The sequence below is a fragment of the Spirillospora sp. NPDC048823 genome (assembly GCF_043198445.1).
Lineage (GTDB): Bacteria > Actinomycetota > Actinomycetes > Streptosporangiales > Streptosporangiaceae > Spirillospora.
This window is the reverse complement of record NZ_JBICUT010000005.1, coordinates 113663-132146: the sequence shown is the minus strand read 5'-3', so window position 1 is coordinate 132146 and position 18484 is coordinate 113663. Positions and strand designations below refer to the sequence as shown.

Genomic DNA, 18484 nt, shown 5'->3' with positions numbered 1-18484 from the left:
GTCAGGGGATGACGGCCACAGCCTCGACCTCCACGAGCTGGTCGTCATACCCCAGCACCGTCACCCCCAGCAGCGTGCTCGGCGGATCGTGCTCCCCCATGTGCTCCCGGTACACCTCCCACACCTTCACCAGGTCGGCCTGCCGGCCGGAAGCCACGTACACCGTCGTCTTCACCACGTCCGACAGGGACGCGCCCGCGCCCTCCAGCGCCGCCCGCAGGTTCCGCATGACCTGCCGCGCCTGCCCGGCGTGGTCGCCGGGCGCGATCGTCGCGCCCGCCTGGTCCAGCGGGCACGCGCCCGCCGCCCACACCGCCCGCACCGGCGTGTCCGCGACCGCCGCGTACGCGTAGTCGACACCGGCCAGCCCCACGTCGCGCACCAGCCGCACACCCGCAGTCCCCATCGGTCCCCTCTCTCCTTCGATGACCCGCCCGGGCAACGCCCCGCCCACCAAGATCGTTCCGTTCCCGCCTCGCGCCGTCCGGACGCGGCCGACGCCGGGGGGCGTTCAGGCCGGATCCCGTCCTGAATGTGCGGCATGCTGGCGGCATGGCCGACCCCGCGATCCGTCTGCTGAACCTGCTGTCGCTGCTGCAGACGCCCCGCGACTGGCCCGGCACCGAACTCGCCGGGCGGCTGGGCGTCAGCGGACGCACCGTCCGCCGCGACATCGACCGGCTCCGCGAACTCGGCTACCCCGTCGAGGCCGCCCGCGGGCTCGGCGGTGGTTACCGACTGGTCGCCGGGACGGCGATGCCGCCGCTGCTGCTCGACGACGAGGAGTCCGTCGCGATCGCCGTCGGGCTGCGCACCGCCGCCGCCCACCCCGTCGACGGCATCGGGGAGGCCTCCGCCCGCGCCCTGGCCAAACTCGAGCACATCCTGCCGTCCCGGCTGCGGCACCGCGTCGCCTCCCTCGGCGCTGCCACCGAGCCGCTCACCACCGCCGCCGAACCCGGCGTCGACCCCGCCGTCCTGTCCGCTCTCGCCGCGGCGGCCGCCGCCGGAGAACGCGTCCGCTTCACCCACACCGGCGGAGACGGAACCGAGACCCGCCGCCACACCGAGCCGCACCGCATCATCGCCGCCCGGCGCCGCTGGTACCTCATCGCCTACGACCTCGACCGCCGCGACTGGCGCATCTTCCGCGCCGACCGCGTCACCGCGCCCCACCCCACCGGGCAGCGCGCCGAACCCCGCGACGTCCCCGGCGGCGACGCTGCCGCCTACTTCAGGGACGCCATGTCCTCCATGGCCCCCACCTACCGCGCCGAGGTCACCCTCGACCTGCCCGCCGACCGCGCCGCCGCCCACCTCGGCGCGGGCCTCGCCGGCGTCCGCGCCCTGGACGGCGGCCGCTGCCTGCTCACCACCGAGGCCGACACCCTCGACTGGATCGCGGCCCGCCTGCTCATGCTCGGCTGCGACTTCCACGTCCACGGCCCGCCCGAACTCATCGCCCACCTGCGCGCCCTCGCCGACCGCGCCGCCACCGCCACCGGGCGGCCCGGCGGAACCCCGCCGGGCCGCGGCCGCGCGCCCGCCTGAACGCGGCGCCGTACCGCCGTCTTTCTCCCGCCTCACCCTCCCGCCGCCGGCCCGCGTGTCACAGCCGGGCGGGCCGTCTCGTCTCGGGCCCGTACACGGGTGCTGAGAAGAACGCACCCACCCACGGCGAGGAGCCGATCATGAGTGAGCGGACCGAACGGCAGAAGGTCGCACTGGTCACCGGAGCGAACAAGGGGATCGGCCGCGCGGCGGCCGGGCAGCTCGCCGCGCAGGGCATGACGGTCCTGGTCGGCGCCAGGGACCCGGAACGCGGCGAGGAGGCCGCCGCGGCGCTGCGCGCGGCGGGCGGCGACGCGCACGCGCTCACCCTGGACGTCACCGACCAGGCCGCCGCCCGCGCGGCCGCCGGGCGGATCCGGGAGCGCTTCGGCCGCCTCGACGCGCTGGTCAACAACGCCGGCATCACCGGCTCCGGCCAGGTCTCGCCCATGGACGCCCATGACCAGGTCCCCAGCTCGGTCGACCTGGACATGGTCCGGGCGGTGTTCGAGACCAACGTGTTCGGGGTGATCGCGGTGACCAACGCCATGCTGCCGCTGCTGCGGCGGTCACCGGCGCCGCGCATCGTCAACGTCAGCAGCCATGCCGCGTCGCTGACCCTCACCGGCGACCCCGATGGCCCCTTCGCGGCGCTGCTGCCGTCGGCGGCCTACACCCCTTCCAAGGCCGCGCTGAGCGCGGTCACCGTGCAGTACGCCAACGAGCTGCGCAAGGACGGCGTCCTGGTCAACGCCGCGGCGCCCGGCTTCGTCGACACCGACAGCAACGACCACACCGGGCACCTCACCCCCGCGCAGGGCGCGGCGGTCGTGGTGCGCCTGGCCACCCTCGCCGACGGCGGGCCGACCGGCGGGTTCTTCAGCGAGGACGGCCCCGTGCCCTGGTGAGGCCGGCATGTCACAGACGGCCCGGGGCGTCTCGTCTCCCGTGGCAAGGACGCACACATATGCGGAAGGTGATGGTCATGCGGGTTTTCGTCGCGGGCGGGAGCGGCGTGAGCCGGGACCGCGAGTTCCAGGAACTGCGGCCCCTGCTGTTCTCGATCGCCTACCGCATCCTGGGCAGCGTCGGCGAGGCCGAGGACGCCGTCCAGGAGACCTGGCTGCGCTACCAGGCGGCGCGCGCCGAACCCGCCTCGGCCAAGGCGTTCCTGGCGGCCGTGGTCACCCGGATCTCCATCGACGTGTTGCGCTCGGCCCGCGTCCGGCGCGAGGAGTACGTCGGGCCGTGGTTCCCCGAACCCCTGCTGGCCGACCCCTACCAGGACCCGGAGCGGTCGGCGGAACTGGCCGACTCGGTGTCGATGGCGGCGCTGCTGCTGCTGGAGCGCCTCAGCCCCCTCGAACGCGCGGTGTTCGTGCTGCGCGAGGTGTTCGGGTTCGGGTACCCCGAGATCGCCGACGCCGTGGAACGCTCGCAGGCGGCGTGCCGGCAGCTCGCGGTCCGGGCGCGCCGCCACATGGACGCGGGCCGCCCCCGGTTCGAGGCCGGCCGCCGCGAGCACGAGGAACTCGCCGGGCGGTTCCTGGGCGCCTTCCGCGACGGCGACGTGGACGCGCTGACCGCACTGCTGGCCGCCGACGTCCAGATGGTCGGCGACGCCGGCGGCAAGGCCCCGCTGTGGGCCGAACGCTTCACCGGCGCCGGGAACGTGTCGCGGGTCCTGTCCGCCCTCGCCCGGCCGTTCGCCCGGATCGGGGCGACGGTGCAGCCGCACCCGGTGAACGGCCAGCCCGGCGCGATCTTCCGCGACCGGGACGGCAGGATCCTCAACACCTGGATGCTCGACGTCCTGGACGGGCGGATCCAGACGATCCGCACGGTCGGCAACCCCGACAAGCTCGGGCACCTGGGTCCCGTGGCGGACGCCTGGGCGGCGCTGCGCGAGGGGAACCGGCCGCGCCGCGCCGCGCCCCGGCCCGCCGCGGCCGCCCGGCCCCCGGGCGGGGTCACCCGGTGATCCTGTCCAGGAAGGCGTCCAGGTTGGCGTGCAGGCGGTCGATCTTCTCCTGAAGCGTCAGCGTTTCCTCCAGGTCCCCGCCGGCCGCCGACTGCTTGCGTCCCCGCAGGTACAGCGAGCAGTCCAGGTCGCCGCACAGGTACTGCCCGACGGTGTTGCCCTGCCGCCCGGCCTCGCCGGTGCGGCGCGCGGTCATCAGCGCCACGCCGCCGCCGGTGCGGGTGGTCAGGCACAGCGAGCACATGCTGCGCGCGGTGAAGCCGCGCCCGCCGCCGGAGGTCACCCGCAGCGCGACCCCGACCGGCCGGCCGCCGCGCTCGGCGATCAGATGGGCGCGCCCCGGCGCGCCCGGGTCCCGCCAGCCGAGGAAGTCCAGGTCCTCCCACGGCCGGTCCGCCAGGTCCCGGGGCAGCCCGAGGCGCCTGGCCTCGCCCTTGGTGGAGTTGACGAAGCAGCCGCGGATGTCGCTCTCGGTCATCGCCCTCATGGCGGCGAGGCTAATCGACCTGAAGTTGTTAGGCAAATTCCTAAGTCGTTTAGGTTCTGGGAGGATGGCCCCATGAAACGCGCGGGGGTGACCGCCGAGCGCCTGACCCGGGCGGCGGCGGAACTGGCCGACGAGATCGGCTTCGACAACGTCACGGTCACGGCGCTGGCACGCGGCTTCGGCGTCAAGGAGGCCAGCCTGTACTCCCACGTCCGGAGCATGCGGGACCTGCGGGTCCGGGTGGCCCTGCTCGCCCTCGCCGAACTCGCCGACGACGCCGCCGCCGCCCTGGCCGGACGCTCGGGCAAGGACGCCCTGGTCGCCTTCGCCGACGCCTACCGCGACTACGCCAGGAAGCACCCGGGGCGGTACGCCGCCGCCCGCGTCAGCCTCGACCCGCAGACCGCCGCGGCCAGCGCCGCCGTCCGGCACGTGGAGATGACCCGGGCGATCCTGCGCGGCTACCGCATCCCCGAGGCCGACCAGATCGACGCGATCCGGCTGCTGGGCAGCACCTTCCACGGGTTCGTCAGCCTGGAGGCGGCCGAGGCCTTCCGGCACTCCAGCGACGCGCGCGGCACCGACGCGTCCTGGTCCAGGATCCTGGACGTCCTCCACGCCGCCCTCACCGACTGGCCCCCGGCCTGACCCGCCCACCTCACGGCGCGGTAGAGCGGGTGCGCGGCCCCCGCCCCGCCTACAGCCGGGCCCGGGTGATCACGGCCGCCGGGGCAGGGCGCCGGCGATGCAGTCCAGGACGCGCTCCAGCCCGTGGCCGAACCGCTCCTCGCCGCTCATGTGGGGCAGCCGCGCGTCCCTGACGACCCGTTCGAGCATCGGGTGGGCGCCGGCGTCCAGCAGCTCCCGGACCCGGGGGCCGGTGCGCGCCATCAGCAGCTCGGGCGTCAGCCCGCTGCGCCGGTTCTCCCGGGCCCACTCGATCTCGCCGCGCACGACGTGCTCGACATAGCCGTTCAGCATGTCGAGCAGGATGAGCAGGTCGTCGATGGGGACGCCGACGTCCAGCGCGCCGATCGCGAACTCCGTCAGCCGCAGCCGGTTGGGGCCGAGGGGCGCGCGCGGGCGGGGCAGGGCGGCCAGCCAGGGGTGCCGCAGCCACATCGCGCGGGTGTTCCCGGCGACCAGCGCCAGGTCGGCGCGCCAGTCGCCGGTGGGCCGGTCCGGGAGGTCCATCTCGGCCAGGACGTGGTCGGCCATCAGCTCGATCAGGTCGTCGCGGGAGGGGACGTAGCGGTACAGCGACATCGCGCCGGTGCCGAGCTCGGCGGCGATGCGGCGCATCGAGGCCGCCTCCAGGCCGTCGGCGTCGGCGATGCGGACCGCCGCCTCGGTGATCCGGGCGCGGCTGTAGGCGGGGCGGGGGCCGCGGCCCTGCCGCTCCGGGATCGACCAGATGCTGACGTGCTCGCCGCCTGACACCGGACCTCCTCGCGCGTCCTGCGAAGCATCCTAGTTGCGTACGGCGTACCCGGTTGTCTAGTCTGGCGGGCACCGACCGCGTACACCGTACTCAGAGGAGGCGCCGTGACGGGCGAACCGATCGTCGCCGCCGAGGCGCTGCGCAAGCGCTACGGCGGCACCCAGGCCCTGGACGGCCTCGACCTCGCCGTCCCCGCCGGGACCGTCTGCGGGGTCCTCGGCCCCAACGGCGCCGGCAAGACCACCGCCGTGCGGATCCTGGCGACCCTCGCCGACGCCGACTCCGGCCGCGCCCGCATCGCCGGCTACGACGTCGCCCGCCACCCCGACCGGGTGCGGGCCCGCATCGGGCTGGCCGGGCAGCACGCCGCCGTCGACGACAGGCTCACCGGCCGCGGCAACCTGCGCATGTTCGCCCGCCTGTCCCACCTGCCGCGCCGCGACGCGCGCCGCCGCGCCGACGAGCTGCTGGAGCGGTTCGGGCTCGCCGGCGCCGCCGACCGGCAGGTGCGGGGCTACTCCGGCGGGATGCGCCGCCGCCTCGACCTGATCACCAGCCTCATCCTGGCGCCCCAGGTGCTGTTCCTGGACGAGCCCACCACCGGCCTGGACCCCCGCGGCCGGGGCGAGATCTGGGACGCCGTCCGCGAACTGGCCGCCGGCGGCACCACCGTCCTGCTCACCACCCAGTACCTGGAGGAGGCCGACCGGCTCGCCGACGACATCGCCGTCGTCGACCGCGGCCGCGTCATCGCCGGCGGCGCCCCCGACCGGCTGAAGGCCTCCATCGGCGACCGCCTCGACGTCGTCCTGGAGGACCCCGCCATGGCCGGCGGAGCCGCCGCGGTCCTGCACGCCCTCACCGGCGCCCACCCGGCCCTGGACGGCGGCCGGCTGTCGGTGCCGCTGCCGTCCGGCGCCGTCCGCCTCGCCGACGCCGTCCGCGAACTCGACCGCGCCGGCGTCGCCGCCGCAGACGTCGCACTGCGCCGCCCCACCCTGGACGAGGTGTTCCTGCGCCTCACCGGCACCGCCGCCCCCGAACACGGCAAGGAGACCACCCGATGACCGCGCCCGCCGCTCTCACCGCCCCCGTCCCCGCCGGCGCGGCGTCCCGCGCCGGGCGGCTGCGCTGGGCGATCACCGACGGCCTCACCCTCGCCGGCCGCGAACTGTCGCGCCTGCGCCGCGAACCCGGCGAGCTCGTCGCCGCGCTGATCTTCCCCGCCGTCATGGTCGTGCTGTTCGGCTACGTGTTCGGCAGCGCCATCGCCGTCCCCGGCGGCGGGAACTACCGCGAATACCTGATGCCCGGCCTGTTCGCCATGGTCACCTTCACCGCCGCCATGACCGTCACCATGCGCGTCGCCGCCGACGCCTCCCGCGGCGTCATGGACCGGTTCCGCTCCATGCCGATGGCCCGCTCCGCCGTCCCGTTCGGGCAGACCGGCGCCGACGTCCTCGGCGGCGCCCTCGGCATGGCCATCATGGCCGCCGCCGGGCTCGCCGCCGGGTGGCGCGCCCACAACGGCCTGTGGCCCGCCGCCGAGGCGTTCCTGCTGCTGGCCCTCATGCGGTACGCGCTGAGCTGGGCCGGCTGCTACCTCGGCCTCGTCGTCGGCAGCGAGGAGACCGCCGACCAGCTGCTGCCGCTGGTGTTCCCGGCCGCCATGCTGTCCAACTCCTTCGTCCCCACCGGCGGCATGCCCGCCCCGCTGCGGGCGGTCGCCGACTGGAACCCCGTCAGCGCCCTCACCGCCGCCTGCCGCGAGCTGTTCGGCAACCCCGGCGCCCCGGCCGGCGACGCGGCGTGGCCGCTCGCCCACCCCGTCGCCGCCACGCTCGGCTGGTCGCTGCTGCTGCTGGCGGTCTTCGTGCCGCTGTCGGTGCGGACCTACGCGCGCCGCGGCCGCTGACCGGCCCCGCGCACCCGCGGCCTCAGACGCCGAACGGCGCCGGGTAGGCGATCGTCCCGGACGGGACCGGGCCCGGCCCGTCCAGCACCAGCGCCATCAGCGCCTCGTCCGGCACCTCGAACGGCGCTGCGATCCCCAGCGACGACGCCCGCACGAACCCGAACCGCGGGTAGTACTCCGGATGGCCGAGCACCACCACCAGGCGCTCACCCGGCCGGCCCGCCGCCGCGGCCAGGACCGCGCGGACGGCCGCGCCGCCCGCGCCGCGCCGCTGGAACGCCGGGAGGACGGCCACCGGCGCCAGCGCGAGCGCGGCCGCCCCGCCGACACGGCACCGCGTCAGCAGCGCGTACCCGGCGACACGCCCGCCCGGCGCCTCGGCGACCGCCGACAGGCCCGGCAGCCACGCCGCGTCGCCGCGCAGCGCGTCCACCAGGTCCGCCTCCCCGGCGGTCGGGAAAGCCGCCTCGACCACCTCGCGGACCGCGCCCTCATCGGCGGCGGTCTCCGGCCTGGTCGCCCACCTCACCGGCCGCGCCCCCGCTCCCGGTACATCTCCCGCTGCCACCGGGAGATCGCCTTCCACTGGTCGCGCCGCTCGGCGCGCAGCCGGGCGTCGCCGCGGGAGGCGATCCACTCGTTCTCCCGCTGCAGCTTGCGGTAGCCGGCGAGGCGGCGGCCCGGCAGCGTCCCGTCCTCGATCGCGGCCAGGACGGCGCAGCCCGGCTCGGTGCGGTGCGCGCAGTCACCGAACCGGCACCGCTGCGCCAGCTCCTCGATGTCGGCGAACGTGCGCCGCAGGCCCTCGGACGCGTCGAACAGGCCCACGCCGCGCAGCCCCGGCGTGTCGATCAGGACGCCGCCGCCCGGCAGCGCGAGCAGCTCCCGCCGGACGGTCGTGTGCCGGCCCCTGCCGTCCCGTTCCCGGACGGCGCCGGTCGCCAGGGCCCGCTCGCCCAGCAGCGCGTTGGCGAGCGTGGACTTGCCCGTGCCCGACGGGCCGACCAGCACCACCGTGCCCGCCAGGACGGCGCGGACCACGGCCACGCCGTCGCCGGTCGCGGCGCTGCACGCCACCACGTCCACGCCCGGCGCCGCGGAGGCGACCTCCGCTTCCGCGGCGGCGGTGCCCGGCACCCGGTCGGCCTTGGTGAGCACGACCACCGGCCGGGCGCCGCTCTCGAACGCCAGCGCCAGCAGCCGCTCGACGCGGCCGAGGCGCAGGGGGGCGGCCAGCGACACGGTGACGGCGACGGTGTCGACGTTGGCGGCCAGCACCTGGCCGCGCGAGTCCCGCGACGCCGACGCCCGCACGATCGCGGTCCGGCGCGGCAGCAGCGCCGCGATCACCGGCCGCCCGTCCGGGCCCTGCGGGCGCAGCGCCGCCCAGTCGCCCGTGCACGGTGCCGCCGAGGGGTCGTCGGTCGAGGCGGCGGGCCCGGTCCCGGCCCGGAGCGGGCCGTCCTCGGCGACCACGTCGCACAGGCCGCGGTCGACCGCGGCGACGCGCGCGGGGATCAGCCCCGCCGCGCGATGAGGGGTGAATTCTTCGTCGAGGGTCTCGTCCCAGCCGTAGGCGGCGAGAGGGGACGGCCCCGCGGATGCGAAGGACAATGTCTTGGAACCCTTGCGGTGAAGGGGCCCCGGCGAGCACGCGCCGCACCGGTGGTGCGGGACGGGATCAGCCGGCGGCCCGGGAAATGAGGACAGGCTGAATGCTGCGGGCAGCAGCCACCGCAACGACGGCCATGCATCCTCACCTCCCTCGTGGTTCCGCCCGCGAGTTTATCCGCCGCCCCGGCCCCGGCGCCATCCCTTTTCCGGCGCCGGCTCGCGACCTCGGCGGCGCCCGGCCCGCCGGATGATCCCCCGCGCGGGGGAGCGGGATCGGCCGCGGCGGGGAGGCCCCGTCCCGCCCGGGGTCGCAGGATCATGGCATGGCCACCACCACCCTCACCGACCAGACCGGGACGCCCCGCCGGACGCCCGGCCGACGGGCACTCGAACGCCGCCTCCCCGTCATCGCGCTCGCCTGGGTCACCGCCTACGGCCTGCTGCGCGCCCACTGGGCGTCCGGGCACCGGCCCGGCGGCATGTCGCCCGTGGACACCGACCTGGTGGTCTTCACCGGCTGGGCGAGCGCCGCGCTGTGCGGCGCGGCGGCGGCCGTCCTGCTCGCGCTCGCCCATCCGGAGGCGGGACGGCTGCCCCGGCGGCCGCTGCTGGCCGCGGCCTGGACCGCCGCGGTCTGCCTCGTCGCGTCGGGTGCGCTGCTGCTGCTCGACGTGATCGGCGCGATCCTGCCCGGCCTCGGCATCGACTTCTACCCGCTCGGCGCGCTCAGCCGCGCCGCCTGCGTCGCCGCCGGGATCATGACGGGCCTGTCGGCCCTCGCGCACGCGCGCCGCACCCGCGCCGGATGCGCCGCCTGCGGACGGCCCGCGGCCGCGGCCGCCCCCCTCGCCCGCACCCCCGCGTGGGCGTACTGGGCCGCCTACCTCGCCGTCGCCGGGTGCGTCACCCGGATCATCGCGCAGGCCGCGGTCGGCTTCGGGGAGTCGCCGATGTCCGGCGGCGCCTCGGCGATCCTGTTCGAGGCGGGGTTCGTGCTCGGCGGGAGCCTGCTGCCGCTCGCCCTCGTCCACTCCTTCGGGCGGACGTGGCCGCGGCGGCTCCCCGGGCTCGGCGGGCGCCGCGTCCCGCGCCGGCTGGTGCTGTGGCCCGGCGCCGCGATCTCCGGCGGCCTCACCGTCTACTTCGGGCTGATGCTGCTGCTGATGTTCTGGGAGCGGCTGAACGGCCGCAACCCGTTCCCGCCCGAAGGTGGCCTCGACCTGCCCGAGGCGTTCTTCTGGGTCGCCGTCCCCGCCTACCTGCTGTGGGGCGCCGGGATGGCCGTCGCCGCCCGCGCCTACGCCCGCCGCACCCGCGTCCCCTGCCCGTCGTGCGCCCGCTGACCGTCCCGGGGCGCGGCATCCGGGGGCCGTGCGCAGGAACCGTCGGCGGTGTTCGGAAGTTAAAGTGATTTGGGGGGGCGGATTAGGACAAGGGGGTGTGGCAGTGGACGACGACGGCCGACGGCGGGAACCCGGATCCGGCGAGGGCACCGGGCTTGCGGGAGGGGCCGACCAGGCTGACCGGGCCGCGGCGGAGCGGCTGGAGGAGATCTGGGACGGGCTGGCCCCGGCGGCCGTGAGCGCCGCGCGGACGGCCGCGTCCGCCGGTGAACCCGTCGCCGCCGCCGCGCGCGACGCCGCCGCGCTCGCCGCGACCCGCATCCTGGACCAGGTGTCCGGCACGCCCGCGATGAAGGCCGTGGAGCGGGCCGCCCGCGACGCCGCCGTCAAGACCGCCACCGCCCTGGCCGAGCGGGCCGTCACCGAGGCCCGCGCCGCCGCCGCGGCCAACCCCGCCACCGCGAGCGCGTTCGAGGCCGCCACCACCGCGATGACCCTCGCCGAGCAGGCCGCCCGGCACCCCATGGCGGCCGCAGCGCGCCGCTTCGCCGCCGAGAGCCCCCTCGCCCGCGCCGCCGCCGACGCCGCCATCGACCTGGCCGGCCGCACCGCGACCGCGCCGGTCGTGCAGGCCGCCACCAGGACCGTCGTGGACGCCGCCATCGACACCGTCGCCGACGCCGCCGTCGACGCCGCCATGATCGCGGGCCGCGACGTCGTCGCCCGCGTCGTCCGCGAGACCGCCGAGCAGGCCGCCCGCGACCTGGCCGCCGCGGTGCGCGACGCCGCCGGGTCCGCCGAACTGGCCCCGCTCACCGGCGCGGCCGCCGGCGTGGCCGCCCGTGCCGCCGCCGACCCGGCCGTGCGCGACGCCGCCCGCGGCGCCGGGGACCTGATCGCCGCCGCCGCCGGCAGCGCCGTCGCCCGCACCGCACGCGACCTGGCCCTGCGCGCCGCGTCCCGCGCCCTCACCGCCGCGGTCGAGGCCGTCCTGCGCGAACTGCTGCGCGACGCCCTCAAGCTCGCCATGCAGGACACCCTGCGCGGCATCATCGTCGACGTGTCCCGCGACGTCGTCGTCGACGTCGCCAAGACCACCTGGACCACCGCCACCCGCCCCGCCCCCGCCGCCACCAGGGCGACGGCGACCGTCGTCGTCCAGGCCACCGCGGACACCGCCGACGTGTGGGCGCAGGTCACGGCGCAGACACCGGCCGAGCCCACGGTGGAGGTCACGGCCGAGGCCGGGGTCGAGGTCGCGGTGGACGACCCGCCCGAGGGTCGCCCCTCCTGAACCGGCCCCGAGGCTCCCGAAAGGGACCCTGGGACACCCCGCCGCCGGCCGGGGCGCTCACCCGTGGTGCCCGCGGTGAGCGGACGGAGCCCGGCACGCCGGGGAGGGGCGGCGCGTGATGTACTCGGCAGGGAGAGGTCATCCCTCGGCGACGAACAGGAAGTGATCCCGATGGCCGACACGCTCGACGACACCGCCGTCGCCGACCGCCTGCGCGACCTGCCCGCCTGGAGCCGGGACGGCGACGAGATCCGCCGGACGGTGAAGGCGCCCTCGTTCCCTGCGGGGATCGACGTGGTGACCGACGTCGCCCGCGCCGCCGAGGACGCCGACCACCACCCCGACATCGACATCCGCTGGCGCACCCTGACGTTCGCGCTGTCCACCCACAGCGCCGGCGGCCTGACCGGCAAGGACTTCGCGCTCGCCGCGACGATCGACGAGATCGCCGCCCGGCACGGCGCCGAATAGCCGGGCCGCGGTGTGCGGGCCGGGCGAGTGCACCGAACGGGAACGGGACCACGCGCACGAAACCGGGAGGCCGCCGGCCGCAGGCCCGTCGCAGGCGGCCGGCCCGCTCGGCCGGGGGCCGCGGTCAGTGCGCGGAGAACCCGCCGTCCACGAAGATCGACTGCCCGGTGACGTAGGCGGCCGACGCCGACGCCAGGAACACCGCCGCGCCGGCGATGGCGCGGCCGATGCCCGAGCTGCCGCCCGTCACGACCGCGACCCTGCCCTCCAGCGAGAACAGCCCGGACAGGTATGCGGCGGGTGACGGCCGGTCGCTCATGAGCGCAGAGTCTACGACCCGTCCCGCGCCCCCTCGGGCGGGTCTTCGGGCGGGCCGCCCGCGGCATCCCCGGCGGGGTCGTCGCCGCGGCGGCGGTCGCGCCAGATCACCACCGCGATCACCGCGACGACGATGAACGTCGGAACGAAGAACGGGACCGCCGTGATCAGCGGGTGGGTCGCCAGCACCCCGCCGGCGGGGCTCACCTGCCCCCCTCCGGCGGAGCGCCGGACGCGGCGGCCGCGGGCGCGGGCAGGAGGCGGGCGATCCGCGCGACGCCCCAGCCGAGCGACAGGACCAGCGCCAGCGTGCACAGCAGCACCACCGCCGAGCACGCCGCCCACAGCCAGCCCGGCACGTCGGTCTTCAGCTCCCGCTGCAGGATCGTCCGCTCGCCCTGCAGAGCGCGGGTGAACCGCGCCGGGGCGGCCACCTCCCGCGCGCCGATGGCCGGGTCGGCCGGCAGGTAGACCGGGACGCCCGCCAGCGTCCGTCCGTCGTGGACGCGGATCAGCGTCTTCCACTGGCCGTGCAGCGGCATCGGCTCGGTCGTGCGGTACACGCCCTCGCGTTCGCGCACCAGGTGGTCGACGTGCAGGCCCTCGCCCTGCCAGCCGGTCACCGTCACCCAGGCCGCGCCGTCGACCGCGTCCGCCGGGGAGAACTCGATGCGGGCACCGGCCGTCCGCTGCGCCTCCCCGCCCGCCGCACCGGGCGTCCGGGCCGAGCCCGGCGGCTGGACGGTGAGCGTCACGGTCGCCGTCCGGTCCGGCGGGACGGTGATCAGCAGGCCGTTCGCGACCGCCGCGGCCACCACCAGGATCGCCCCGGCGAAGATCCCGCGCGCCGCCGCGGGCCGCGGCGCCCGCCCCTGCAGGCCCTCGGCCAGCAGCGCCCCGCACAGCCCGCCCGCGACCCCGCCGGCCACCGCCATCGCCATGCCCTCGGCGGCGATGTCGGGCGTCCACGGCAGCCGGAACGCCACCTGGCTCCAGGCGTACTCGGCGCCGAACCCGGCCGTGCCGATCAGCGCCCCCGACACCGCGCCCAGCGCCAGCGGCCGCCGCGCCAGCAGCAGCGCGGCCGCCTCCACGCACAGGGCCTCGGCGAAGTACAGCGGCACCGACGCCCACAGCTCCCCGATCGGCCAGCCGACCAGCACCGACACGCCGCCGCGCACCAGCATGTAGAACGCGACGGCCGACACCGCGCCGCCGCGTCCCGCCCACAGCCGCGCCGCGACCAGCGCGCAGCCCGCCGCCAGCGCGATCAGCAGCGGCTGGTGGACGAGCCGGAACTGCGGCACGCCGAAGTCGTACTCGGCCTGGAACACCGACAGCCCGATCAGCAGGCCGCCCGCGTGCATGGACCGCCGCACGTACCGGACCCATCCGGGCGGCTGCTGGGACGCCGGCCCGCGGAAGGCGCGGCGCCCCTCCCGCTCCAGGACCATCATCGCCACCAGCGACAGGCCGGCGCCGCCGATCAGCATCAGGTGCGTCGGCCCCCACAGCGTCACGTCCTGCCCGAAGATGCGGTGCCACACGTCGTCGAGGGGGAAGCCCAGCAGCGCGTAGAACCCGGCGCCCGCCAGCAGCACCCCGCCGGCGGGGGCGTGCCAGTCCCGCGTGATGCGCACCGACGCCGCGCCGGGACGCTCGCCCTTGGGCAGCACGACGGCCAGCACACCGGCGGTGAAGATGCCGAACAGGCCGATGAGGATGGGGTAGTGGGCGATGTTGGCCAGCGGGCCCTCGTCCCGGCCGTGCGAGATGTGCAGGGAGATGTCCCAGTACATGCCCAGGAGCGCGATGAGCAGCGACACCATCGCCACGGGCGTCGGCAGCGCCGCCCAGCCGGGCGTGCCGCGTCCCGGGCCGCGCTCGGCGAGCCGCGCGAGCCGTTCCAGGACGGTGATCCGGCCGCTGCGGTGCCCCCACCCGAGGACCAGCAGCGCGGCCGTCAGGGCGGCGGCGCCGCCGGAGGCGATGAGGATCTGGTCCAGGGCCGCGCCGCCCGCCGGTTTCGCCGGCGTCTCGGCGGCCAGCCGCAGCGCGGTCCCCGCCCCCCTGCCCGTCAGATGATCCAGCACCGGTGCGCTCCCTCGCCGCAGGAAACCAGACAAGGGGCGCGGCGGCCCCACTACCCGGGAGTATGTCATCTTCTAATGTGTCATTGTCTAGTGTCATATCTGTGGTGTGGGACACCGGAACGGAAGGAGTGCGGACATGCGCAGGGCGTTCACGGCGGGCACCGCGGCCGCGCTGGCCGCCGCCACACTGGTGGCGGCGGCCGGCTGCGGCGAGCCCCCGCCCGCCGGCGGCCCCCGCGGCGGCGCCGCGACCGGCGCACTTGGTGCCTCCGGTGCACCCGGCGCCTCCGGGAGCACCGGACCCTCGGTGGTCACCGTCACCGCGACCGTGGCCGGCGGGAAGGTGCACACCGCGCGGCGCCGCGTGAAGGTCCCGCGCGGCGCGACCGTCCAGATCACCGTCACCGGCGACCGCGCCGACGAGTTCCACCTGCACGGCTACGACCGCGGGATGGCGCTCACCCCCGGGCGTCCCGCCACCCTGCGGTTCACCGCCGACACCCCCGGCGTCTTCGAGGCCGAGCTGCACCACTCCGGCGGCCGCGTGTTCGAACTCCAGGTCGGCTGACCGTGGACGCCGCACCCCGCGTCCACGCCCGGCACGTCCTCGCCCACGGGCTCGGCGGCCGCACCGACCTGCCCCTGGACGCCGTCGCCGCCATCGCCGGCGGCGGCATCGCCGTGGCCGCCTCGTTCCTCGCCCTCACCCTGGCGTGGAAGCGGCCGCGCCTGCACCCGTCCGCCGGGCGGCCCCTGCCCCCGGCGCTCGCCCGCGCCCTGGACGCGGCGTCCCTCACCCGGGCCGGACGCGTCCTCGCCCTGGCCGCCGCCGCCTTCGTCGTCGCGGTCGCGTTCGCCGGACCGCGCGCCACCGGCGCCAACCTCGCGCCATGGGCGCTGTACGTGACGTTCTGGGTCGGGCTCGTCCCCGCCAGCGTCCTGCTCGGCCCCGTCTGGCGGCGCGTCAACCCGCTGCGGACCCTGCACGCCGTCCTGTGCGCCGCCACCCGCACGTCCCCGGCCGGGCGCCGCGCGCTGCCGCCCCGGCTCGGATACTGGCCGGCGGCGGCATGGCTCACGGGGTTCGTGTGGCTCGAACTGGTCGCGCCGAACCGGTCCGACCCCCGCGTCGTCGGCACGCTCATCCTCGCCTACGCGGCGGTCAACCTCGCCCTGGCCTGGTGGTTCGGCCGCGACTGGTTCACCGGCGGCGACGGCTTCGAGGCCTACTCCACCCTGCTGGCCCGGATGTGCCCCCTGGGGCGGCGCGGCGGCGCCGCGCCGCCCGACAGGCCCGCGCCCGCCACCGGCCCACCGGCGGGCTCCACCCGGCCCCTCGTCCTGCGCACCCCGCTGACCGGCCTGATGACCGGCACCGCCGAACCGGGGCTCACCGCGGCCGCGTGCGTGCTGATCGGCTCCACCGGATTCGACGGCCTCACCCGCACCACCTACTGGCGCGACAACGTCGACCCCTCCAGCGTCCCCGCCGGGACGCTAGGGCTCGCCGCCGCGATCGCCGCCGTCGCCGCCCTGTACACCGCGGCGCTGCGGCTCAGCGGGCGCCTGACCGGCCAGGACTCCGCCGCCCTGCCGGGACGGTTCGCCGCGACGCTGCTGCCGATCGCCCTCGGCTACACCGTCGCGCACTACTTCTCGTTCCTCGTCCTGGAAGGGCAGACGACCTTCATCCTGCTCGGCGACCCGTTCGGGACGGGCCTGGACCTGTTCGGCACCGCCGGCAACCGCGTCGACCACGACCTGGCCGGGCCGACCCTCACCGCGCAGGTCCAGGTCAACGCCATCGTCCTCGGGCACATCGCGGGCACCGTCGCCGCGCACGACCTGGCGCTGCGCTCCCCGGCCCGGGCCCTGCGCGGCCAGCTCCCCATCGCCGCCGTCATGATCGCGCTCACCTGCGCCGGCCTGTTCGCGCTGCTGAGCGGCTGACCGCCTGCGCCGCACCTCCCGCACCGCGACGACCGCCGCGATCACGATCGGCAGCCAGAACTTCGTCGTCGCCAGGACCGCCAGGAGCCACGCCGGCGCCGACACGTCCGGCGGATCGGGCCACGGGACGTCCGGCCAGGGGATGTCGGGCCAGGGGAGCGACGGCGCATCGACGTCCGGGAGCCGCACGGACGGCCACGGGATCATCCTGATGAGCACGTTCAGCAGGGCGGTGACGCCCAGCAGCGGGAACACCACCCTGCCGGCCGCCGCCACCACGTGCCGCGAGGCGTACAGGACCGGGCGGGTGCGCGCGAGCTCCTCCCGCGCGGCCGCGCGCGTCCCCTCGGCGGGAACGAACGGCACCGTCTCCCGCGCGCACTCCTTCCCGCCCTTCTCGTTCCCGCCCTTCTCGTTCCCGCCCTTCTCGTTCCCGCCCTTCTCCCCGCACTCGCCGCCGGGTCCGGGCGCCGCCAGCTCGCAGCGCGCCGCCTGCCCGTCGATGAGGCCGAGGACGCCGAACCCGACCGCCACCACCAGATCCCCGTACGGCAGCGCCGCCTTCCGGACGGCCGTGGCCTGCCCGGCGAGCGCACCGTCCACGTACAGGCGCACGACGCGGTTCCACCCGGCGCGTCCGGTCTCCACCTGCAGCCGGTGGCCGCCGTGGTCGAGCGTCCAGCGGCCCGCGGGCCCGCCGCTCAGTGAGATGCCCCCTGTCATGACTCCAGTCTCGGCCGCGCCGGCGCCCCGGCCATCGTCCGGACGTTCACGGCCGGTAGACCAAAGTCGGCGTCACCGGGGGCCGAAGCTCCAGCGGGTCGCGCCGAACGGCTCGGCGGTCGCCACCCCGACCGCGGTGCGGAAGGTGAGGCGGTACAGGTACCACGGCGGCGGGCCCGCGCTCTGCGCGCTGAACGGGGCGGTGAGCGCGTCGCCGTCCACCTGCGCCGGCCAGCCGCCCTCCCGGTACCCGGCCGCCACCGGTTCCAGGACGGCCGGGTCGGTGACGCGCTCGGCCTCGCCCTCCAGCACCAGGTCCACGCCCGGTACCCGGACCGAGATCGTGCACGCCGGGTTCGCCGCCAGGTCGCGGGCCTTGCGGGTGCCGGGGCCGCTGGTGAAGTACAGGTCGCCCTCGTGCCACAGCGCGCCGATGCCCGCCGCGTGCGGGCGGCCGTCCGGCCGGACGGTCCCCAGGAACACCGGAGTCTCCATCTTGGGCAGCGCCGCCCTCAGCGCGTCCCGCGCGGTGTCCCACGCCAGCTCGCCGCCGCCGTAGATGTCGAGGTTGCGGGCCTCCACGGGTTCACGGTCGTTCATCGTCATCGTCCTCCTTGTCGCCGGAACGGTTCCGCAAGGGTCGACCCGCCGCCGCGCGCGAACTCATCGGCGGATTCCCTAGGGTTGCGGACATGGCCCCTTCGATCGCCACCGCGAACCGCGTCGAACGTCCCGGACTTCTCGACTTCCTGCGCCCGAGACACCACGCGGTCCTGTCCACCGTCCGTTCCGACGGGCGCCCGCAGATGTCGCCGGTCACGTGCGGCGTCGACGAGCGGGGACGCATCGTGATCTCCACCTACCCCGAGCGCGCCAAGGCACGCAACGCCCGCCGCGACGCGCGGGTGTCGGTGTGCGTGCTGTCCGACGAGTTCAACGGCCCCTACGTGCAGATCGACGGGACCGCCGAGGTCATCGACATGCCCGGCGCCGCCGACGCCCTGGTCGACTACTACCGCTGCATCGCCGGCGAGCACCCCGACTGGGACGAGTACCGCGAGGCCATGCGCCGCCAGGACAAGTCCCTCATCCGCGTCACCATCGACCGGTGGGGCCCGATCGCCACCGGCGGGTTCCCCGCCCGCCTCGCCCCCGGCCGGTAGCGCGCATCGGCCCGCGAGCAGGCCGGGTGCGGGAGCCGGCGGCAGGGAGCCGATCTTCGTTTCAGGGAGCCGGCCACTGGCCGGCAGCCGGAACCGATCATTGGCCGGTCTCGGCCGCCGGGCCGCCGACGGTCACTACG

22 protein-coding genes are annotated in these 18484 nt (G+C 76.5%); 13 read left to right on the top strand and 9 right to left on the bottom strand.

Going from position 1 to position 18484, the window contains the following annotated elements; all coding sequences use genetic code 11:
- Window position 1: 1 nt before the first annotated feature.
- Complete coding sequence (locus ACGFK0_RS14035) at window positions 2-406, bottom strand: RidA family protein (RefSeq protein ID WP_392904394.1); 405 nt, start codon at window positions 404-406, stop codon at window positions 2-4.
- A 146-nt stretch (window positions 407-552) separates the two neighbouring features.
- On the opposite strand from ACGFK0_RS14035, the gene ACGFK0_RS14030 reads away from it, so the two are divergent.
- The 3 genes from ACGFK0_RS14030 to ACGFK0_RS14020 all read left to right on the top strand — a co-directional run bounded on the left by ACGFK0_RS14030 (window position 553) and on the right by ACGFK0_RS14020 (window position 3532).
- Entirely contained in the window at window positions 553-1551 is a 999-nt protein-coding gene (locus tag ACGFK0_RS14030) for a helix-turn-helix transcriptional regulator (protein ID WP_392904392.1), read from the top strand.
- A 140-nt stretch (window positions 1552-1691) separates the two neighbouring features.
- On the top strand, window positions 1692-2459 hold the full coding sequence (locus ACGFK0_RS14025) for an SDR family NAD(P)-dependent oxidoreductase (RefSeq protein WP_392904390.1): 768 nt from the start codon (window positions 1692-1694) through the stop codon (window positions 2457-2459).
- A 77-nt stretch (window positions 2460-2536) separates the two neighbouring features.
- A complete protein-coding gene (locus tag ACGFK0_RS14020; protein ID WP_392904388.1) occupies window positions 2537-3532 on the top strand; it encodes an RNA polymerase sigma-70 factor in 996 nt (331 codons plus the stop codon).
- On the opposite strand, the gene ACGFK0_RS14015 is transcribed toward ACGFK0_RS14020, so the two are convergent.
- Window positions 3522-4019: an FBP domain-containing protein gene (locus ACGFK0_RS14015; protein WP_392904386.1), complete on the bottom strand. Its 498-nt coding sequence runs from the start codon at window positions 4017-4019 to the stop codon at window positions 3522-3524. The genes ACGFK0_RS14020 and ACGFK0_RS14015 overlap by 11 nt on opposite strands.
- Window positions 4020-4091: 72 nt before the next feature.
- Between ACGFK0_RS14015 and ACGFK0_RS14010 the strand changes: the two genes are divergently transcribed.
- The gene (locus ACGFK0_RS14010) at window positions 4092-4667 is read left to right on the top strand and encodes a TetR/AcrR family transcriptional regulator (RefSeq protein WP_392904385.1); all 576 of its coding nucleotides are present in this window, start codon (window positions 4092-4094) and stop codon (window positions 4665-4667) included.
- A gap of 69 nt (window positions 4668-4736) precedes the next feature.
- Here the strand turns inward: ACGFK0_RS14010 and ACGFK0_RS14005 are convergent, their stop codons facing one another.
- Window positions 4737-5459 carry a TetR/AcrR family transcriptional regulator gene (locus ACGFK0_RS14005; protein ID WP_392904382.1) on the bottom strand — a complete coding sequence of 241 codons (723 nt, stop codon included), beginning with the start codon at window positions 5457-5459 and terminating at the stop codon, window positions 4737-4739.
- Between the two features lie 105 nt (window positions 5460-5564).
- Here ACGFK0_RS14005 and ACGFK0_RS14000 point away from each other — a divergent pair, with 105 nt between their 5' ends.
- Window positions 5565-6527 carry an ATP-binding cassette domain-containing protein gene (locus ACGFK0_RS14000; RefSeq protein WP_392904379.1) on the top strand — a complete coding sequence of 321 codons (963 nt, stop codon included), beginning with the start codon at window positions 5565-5567 and terminating at the stop codon, window positions 6525-6527.
- A complete protein-coding gene (locus ACGFK0_RS13995) occupies window positions 6524-7375 on the top strand; it encodes an ABC transporter permease (protein ID WP_392904377.1) in 852 nt (283 codons plus the stop codon). Before ACGFK0_RS14000 ends, ACGFK0_RS13995 begins: the two co-directional genes overlap by 4 nt.
- 22 nt (window positions 7376-7397) lie before the next feature.
- Here ACGFK0_RS13995 and ACGFK0_RS13990 read toward each other — a convergent pair whose 3' ends face one another.
- Window positions 7398-7904: a GNAT family N-acetyltransferase gene (locus ACGFK0_RS13990; protein WP_392904375.1), complete on the bottom strand. Its 507-nt coding sequence runs from the start codon at window positions 7902-7904 to the stop codon at window positions 7398-7400.
- Window positions 7901-8989 (bottom strand): ribosome small subunit-dependent GTPase A, encoded by a 1089-nt coding sequence (gene rsgA / locus ACGFK0_RS13985; RefSeq protein WP_392904373.1) that lies wholly within the window; start codon window positions 8987-8989, stop codon window positions 7901-7903. The genes ACGFK0_RS13990 and rsgA overlap by 4 nt, the downstream gene beginning before the upstream one ends.
- 323 nt (window positions 8990-9312) lie before the next feature.
- Between rsgA and ACGFK0_RS13980 the strand changes: the two genes are divergently transcribed.
- From ACGFK0_RS13980 to ACGFK0_RS13970, 3 genes are all read left to right on the top strand, one after another.
- Window positions 9313-10332, top strand: a complete 1020-nt coding sequence (locus ACGFK0_RS13980; protein WP_392904371.1) for a hypothetical protein — start codon at window positions 9313-9315, stop codon at window positions 10330-10332.
- Between the two features lie 97 nt (window positions 10333-10429).
- A complete protein-coding gene (locus tag ACGFK0_RS13975) occupies window positions 10430-11626 on the top strand; it encodes a hypothetical protein (RefSeq protein WP_392904368.1) in 1197 nt (398 codons plus the stop codon).
- 171 nt (window positions 11627-11797) lie between these two features.
- Window positions 11798-12097 carry a 4a-hydroxytetrahydrobiopterin dehydratase gene (locus ACGFK0_RS13970; RefSeq protein WP_392904366.1) on the top strand — a complete coding sequence of 100 codons (300 nt, stop codon included), beginning with the start codon at window positions 11798-11800 and terminating at the stop codon, window positions 12095-12097.
- Between the two features lie 124 nt (window positions 12098-12221).
- Here the strand turns inward: ACGFK0_RS13970 and ACGFK0_RS13965 are convergent, their stop codons facing one another.
- From ACGFK0_RS13965 to ACGFK0_RS13955, 3 genes are read right to left on the bottom strand one after another with little or no spacing between them, the layout of a single operon-like run.
- Window positions 12222-12416, bottom strand: a complete 195-nt coding sequence (locus ACGFK0_RS13965) for an SDR family oxidoreductase (protein WP_392904364.1) — start codon at window positions 12414-12416, stop codon at window positions 12222-12224.
- Between the two features lie 11 nt (window positions 12417-12427).
- Window positions 12428-12622, bottom strand: coding sequence for a hypothetical protein (locus ACGFK0_RS13960; protein ID WP_392904362.1), 195 nt, complete (start codon window positions 12620-12622; stop codon window positions 12428-12430).
- Window positions 12619-14508, bottom strand: coding sequence for a hypothetical protein (locus ACGFK0_RS13955; RefSeq protein ID WP_392904360.1), 1890 nt, complete (start codon window positions 14506-14508; stop codon window positions 12619-12621). The genes ACGFK0_RS13960 and ACGFK0_RS13955 overlap by 4 nt, the downstream gene beginning before the upstream one ends.
- 136 nt (window positions 14509-14644) lie before the next feature.
- Here ACGFK0_RS13955 and ACGFK0_RS13950 point away from each other — a divergent pair, with 136 nt between their 5' ends.
- The 3 genes from ACGFK0_RS13950 to ACGFK0_RS13940 all read left to right on the top strand — a co-directional run bounded on the left by ACGFK0_RS13950 (window position 14645) and on the right by ACGFK0_RS13940 (window position 17166).
- Window positions 14645-15076, top strand: a complete 432-nt coding sequence (locus ACGFK0_RS13950; RefSeq protein ID WP_392904357.1) for a hypothetical protein — start codon at window positions 14645-14647, stop codon at window positions 15074-15076.
- Window positions 15077-15078: 2 nt separating this feature from the next.
- Window positions 15079-16458: a hypothetical protein gene (locus tag ACGFK0_RS13945; protein WP_392904355.1), complete on the top strand. Its 1380-nt coding sequence runs from the start codon at window positions 15079-15081 to the stop codon at window positions 16456-16458.
- 279 nt (window positions 16459-16737) lie between these two features.
- Entirely contained in the window at window positions 16738-17166 is a 429-nt protein-coding gene (locus ACGFK0_RS13940; RefSeq protein ID WP_392904353.1) for a hypothetical protein, read from the top strand.
- 87 nt (window positions 17167-17253) lie between these two features.
- Here the strand turns inward: ACGFK0_RS13940 and ACGFK0_RS13935 are convergent, their stop codons facing one another.
- The gene (locus ACGFK0_RS13935; protein WP_392904351.1) at window positions 17254-17781 is read right to left on the bottom strand and encodes a pyridoxamine 5'-phosphate oxidase family protein; all 528 of its coding nucleotides are present in this window, start codon (window positions 17779-17781) and stop codon (window positions 17254-17256) included.
- A 92-nt stretch (window positions 17782-17873) separates the two neighbouring features.
- Here ACGFK0_RS13935 and ACGFK0_RS13930 point away from each other — a divergent pair, with 92 nt between their 5' ends.
- The gene (locus ACGFK0_RS13930; protein ID WP_392904349.1) at window positions 17874-18344 is read left to right on the top strand and encodes a PPOX class F420-dependent oxidoreductase; all 471 of its coding nucleotides are present in this window, start codon (window positions 17874-17876) and stop codon (window positions 18342-18344) included.
- Window positions 18345-18484: the final 140 nt, after the last annotated feature.

What these genes read in the sequence shown, in the direction of transcription:
- ACGFK0_RS14035 (WP_392904394.1), bottom strand. Translation starts at nt 406, where the DNA reads ATGGGGACTGCGGGTGTGCGGCTGGTGCGCGACGTGGGGCTGGCCGGT.
- ACGFK0_RS14030 (WP_392904392.1), top strand. Translation starts at nt 553, where the DNA reads ATGGCCGACCCCGCGATCCGTCTGCTGAACCTGCTGTCGCTGCTGCAG.
- ACGFK0_RS14025 (WP_392904390.1), top strand. Translation starts at nt 1,692, where the DNA reads ATGAGTGAGCGGACCGAACGGCAGAAGGTCGCACTGGTCACCGGAGCG.
- ACGFK0_RS14020 (WP_392904388.1), top strand. Translation starts at nt 2,537, where the DNA reads ATGCGGGTTTTCGTCGCGGGCGGGAGCGGCGTGAGCCGGGACCGCGAG.
- ACGFK0_RS14015 (WP_392904386.1), bottom strand. Translation starts at nt 4,019, where the DNA reads ATGAGGGCGATGACCGAGAGCGACATCCGCGGCTGCTTCGTCAACTCC.
- ACGFK0_RS14010 (WP_392904385.1), top strand. Translation starts at nt 4,092, where the DNA reads ATGAAACGCGCGGGGGTGACCGCCGAGCGCCTGACCCGGGCGGCGGCG.
- ACGFK0_RS13995 (WP_392904377.1), top strand. Translation starts at nt 6,524, where the DNA reads ATGACCGCGCCCGCCGCTCTCACCGCCCCCGTCCCCGCCGGCGCGGCG.
- ACGFK0_RS13980 (WP_392904371.1), top strand. Translation starts at nt 9,313, where the DNA reads ATGGCCACCACCACCCTCACCGACCAGACCGGGACGCCCCGCCGGACG.
- ACGFK0_RS13970 (WP_392904366.1), top strand. Translation starts at nt 11,798, where the DNA reads ATGGCCGACACGCTCGACGACACCGCCGTCGCCGACCGCCTGCGCGAC.
- ACGFK0_RS13965 (WP_392904364.1), bottom strand. Translation starts at nt 12,416, where the DNA reads ATGAGCGACCGGCCGTCACCCGCCGCATACCTGTCCGGGCTGTTCTCG.
- ACGFK0_RS13950 (WP_392904357.1), top strand. Translation starts at nt 14,645, where the DNA reads ATGCGCAGGGCGTTCACGGCGGGCACCGCGGCCGCGCTGGCCGCCGCC.
- ACGFK0_RS13935 (WP_392904351.1), bottom strand. Translation starts at nt 17,781, where the DNA reads ATGAACGACCGTGAACCCGTGGAGGCCCGCAACCTCGACATCTACGGC.
- ACGFK0_RS13930 (WP_392904349.1), top strand. Translation starts at nt 17,874, where the DNA reads ATGGCCCCTTCGATCGCCACCGCGAACCGCGTCGAACGTCCCGGACTT.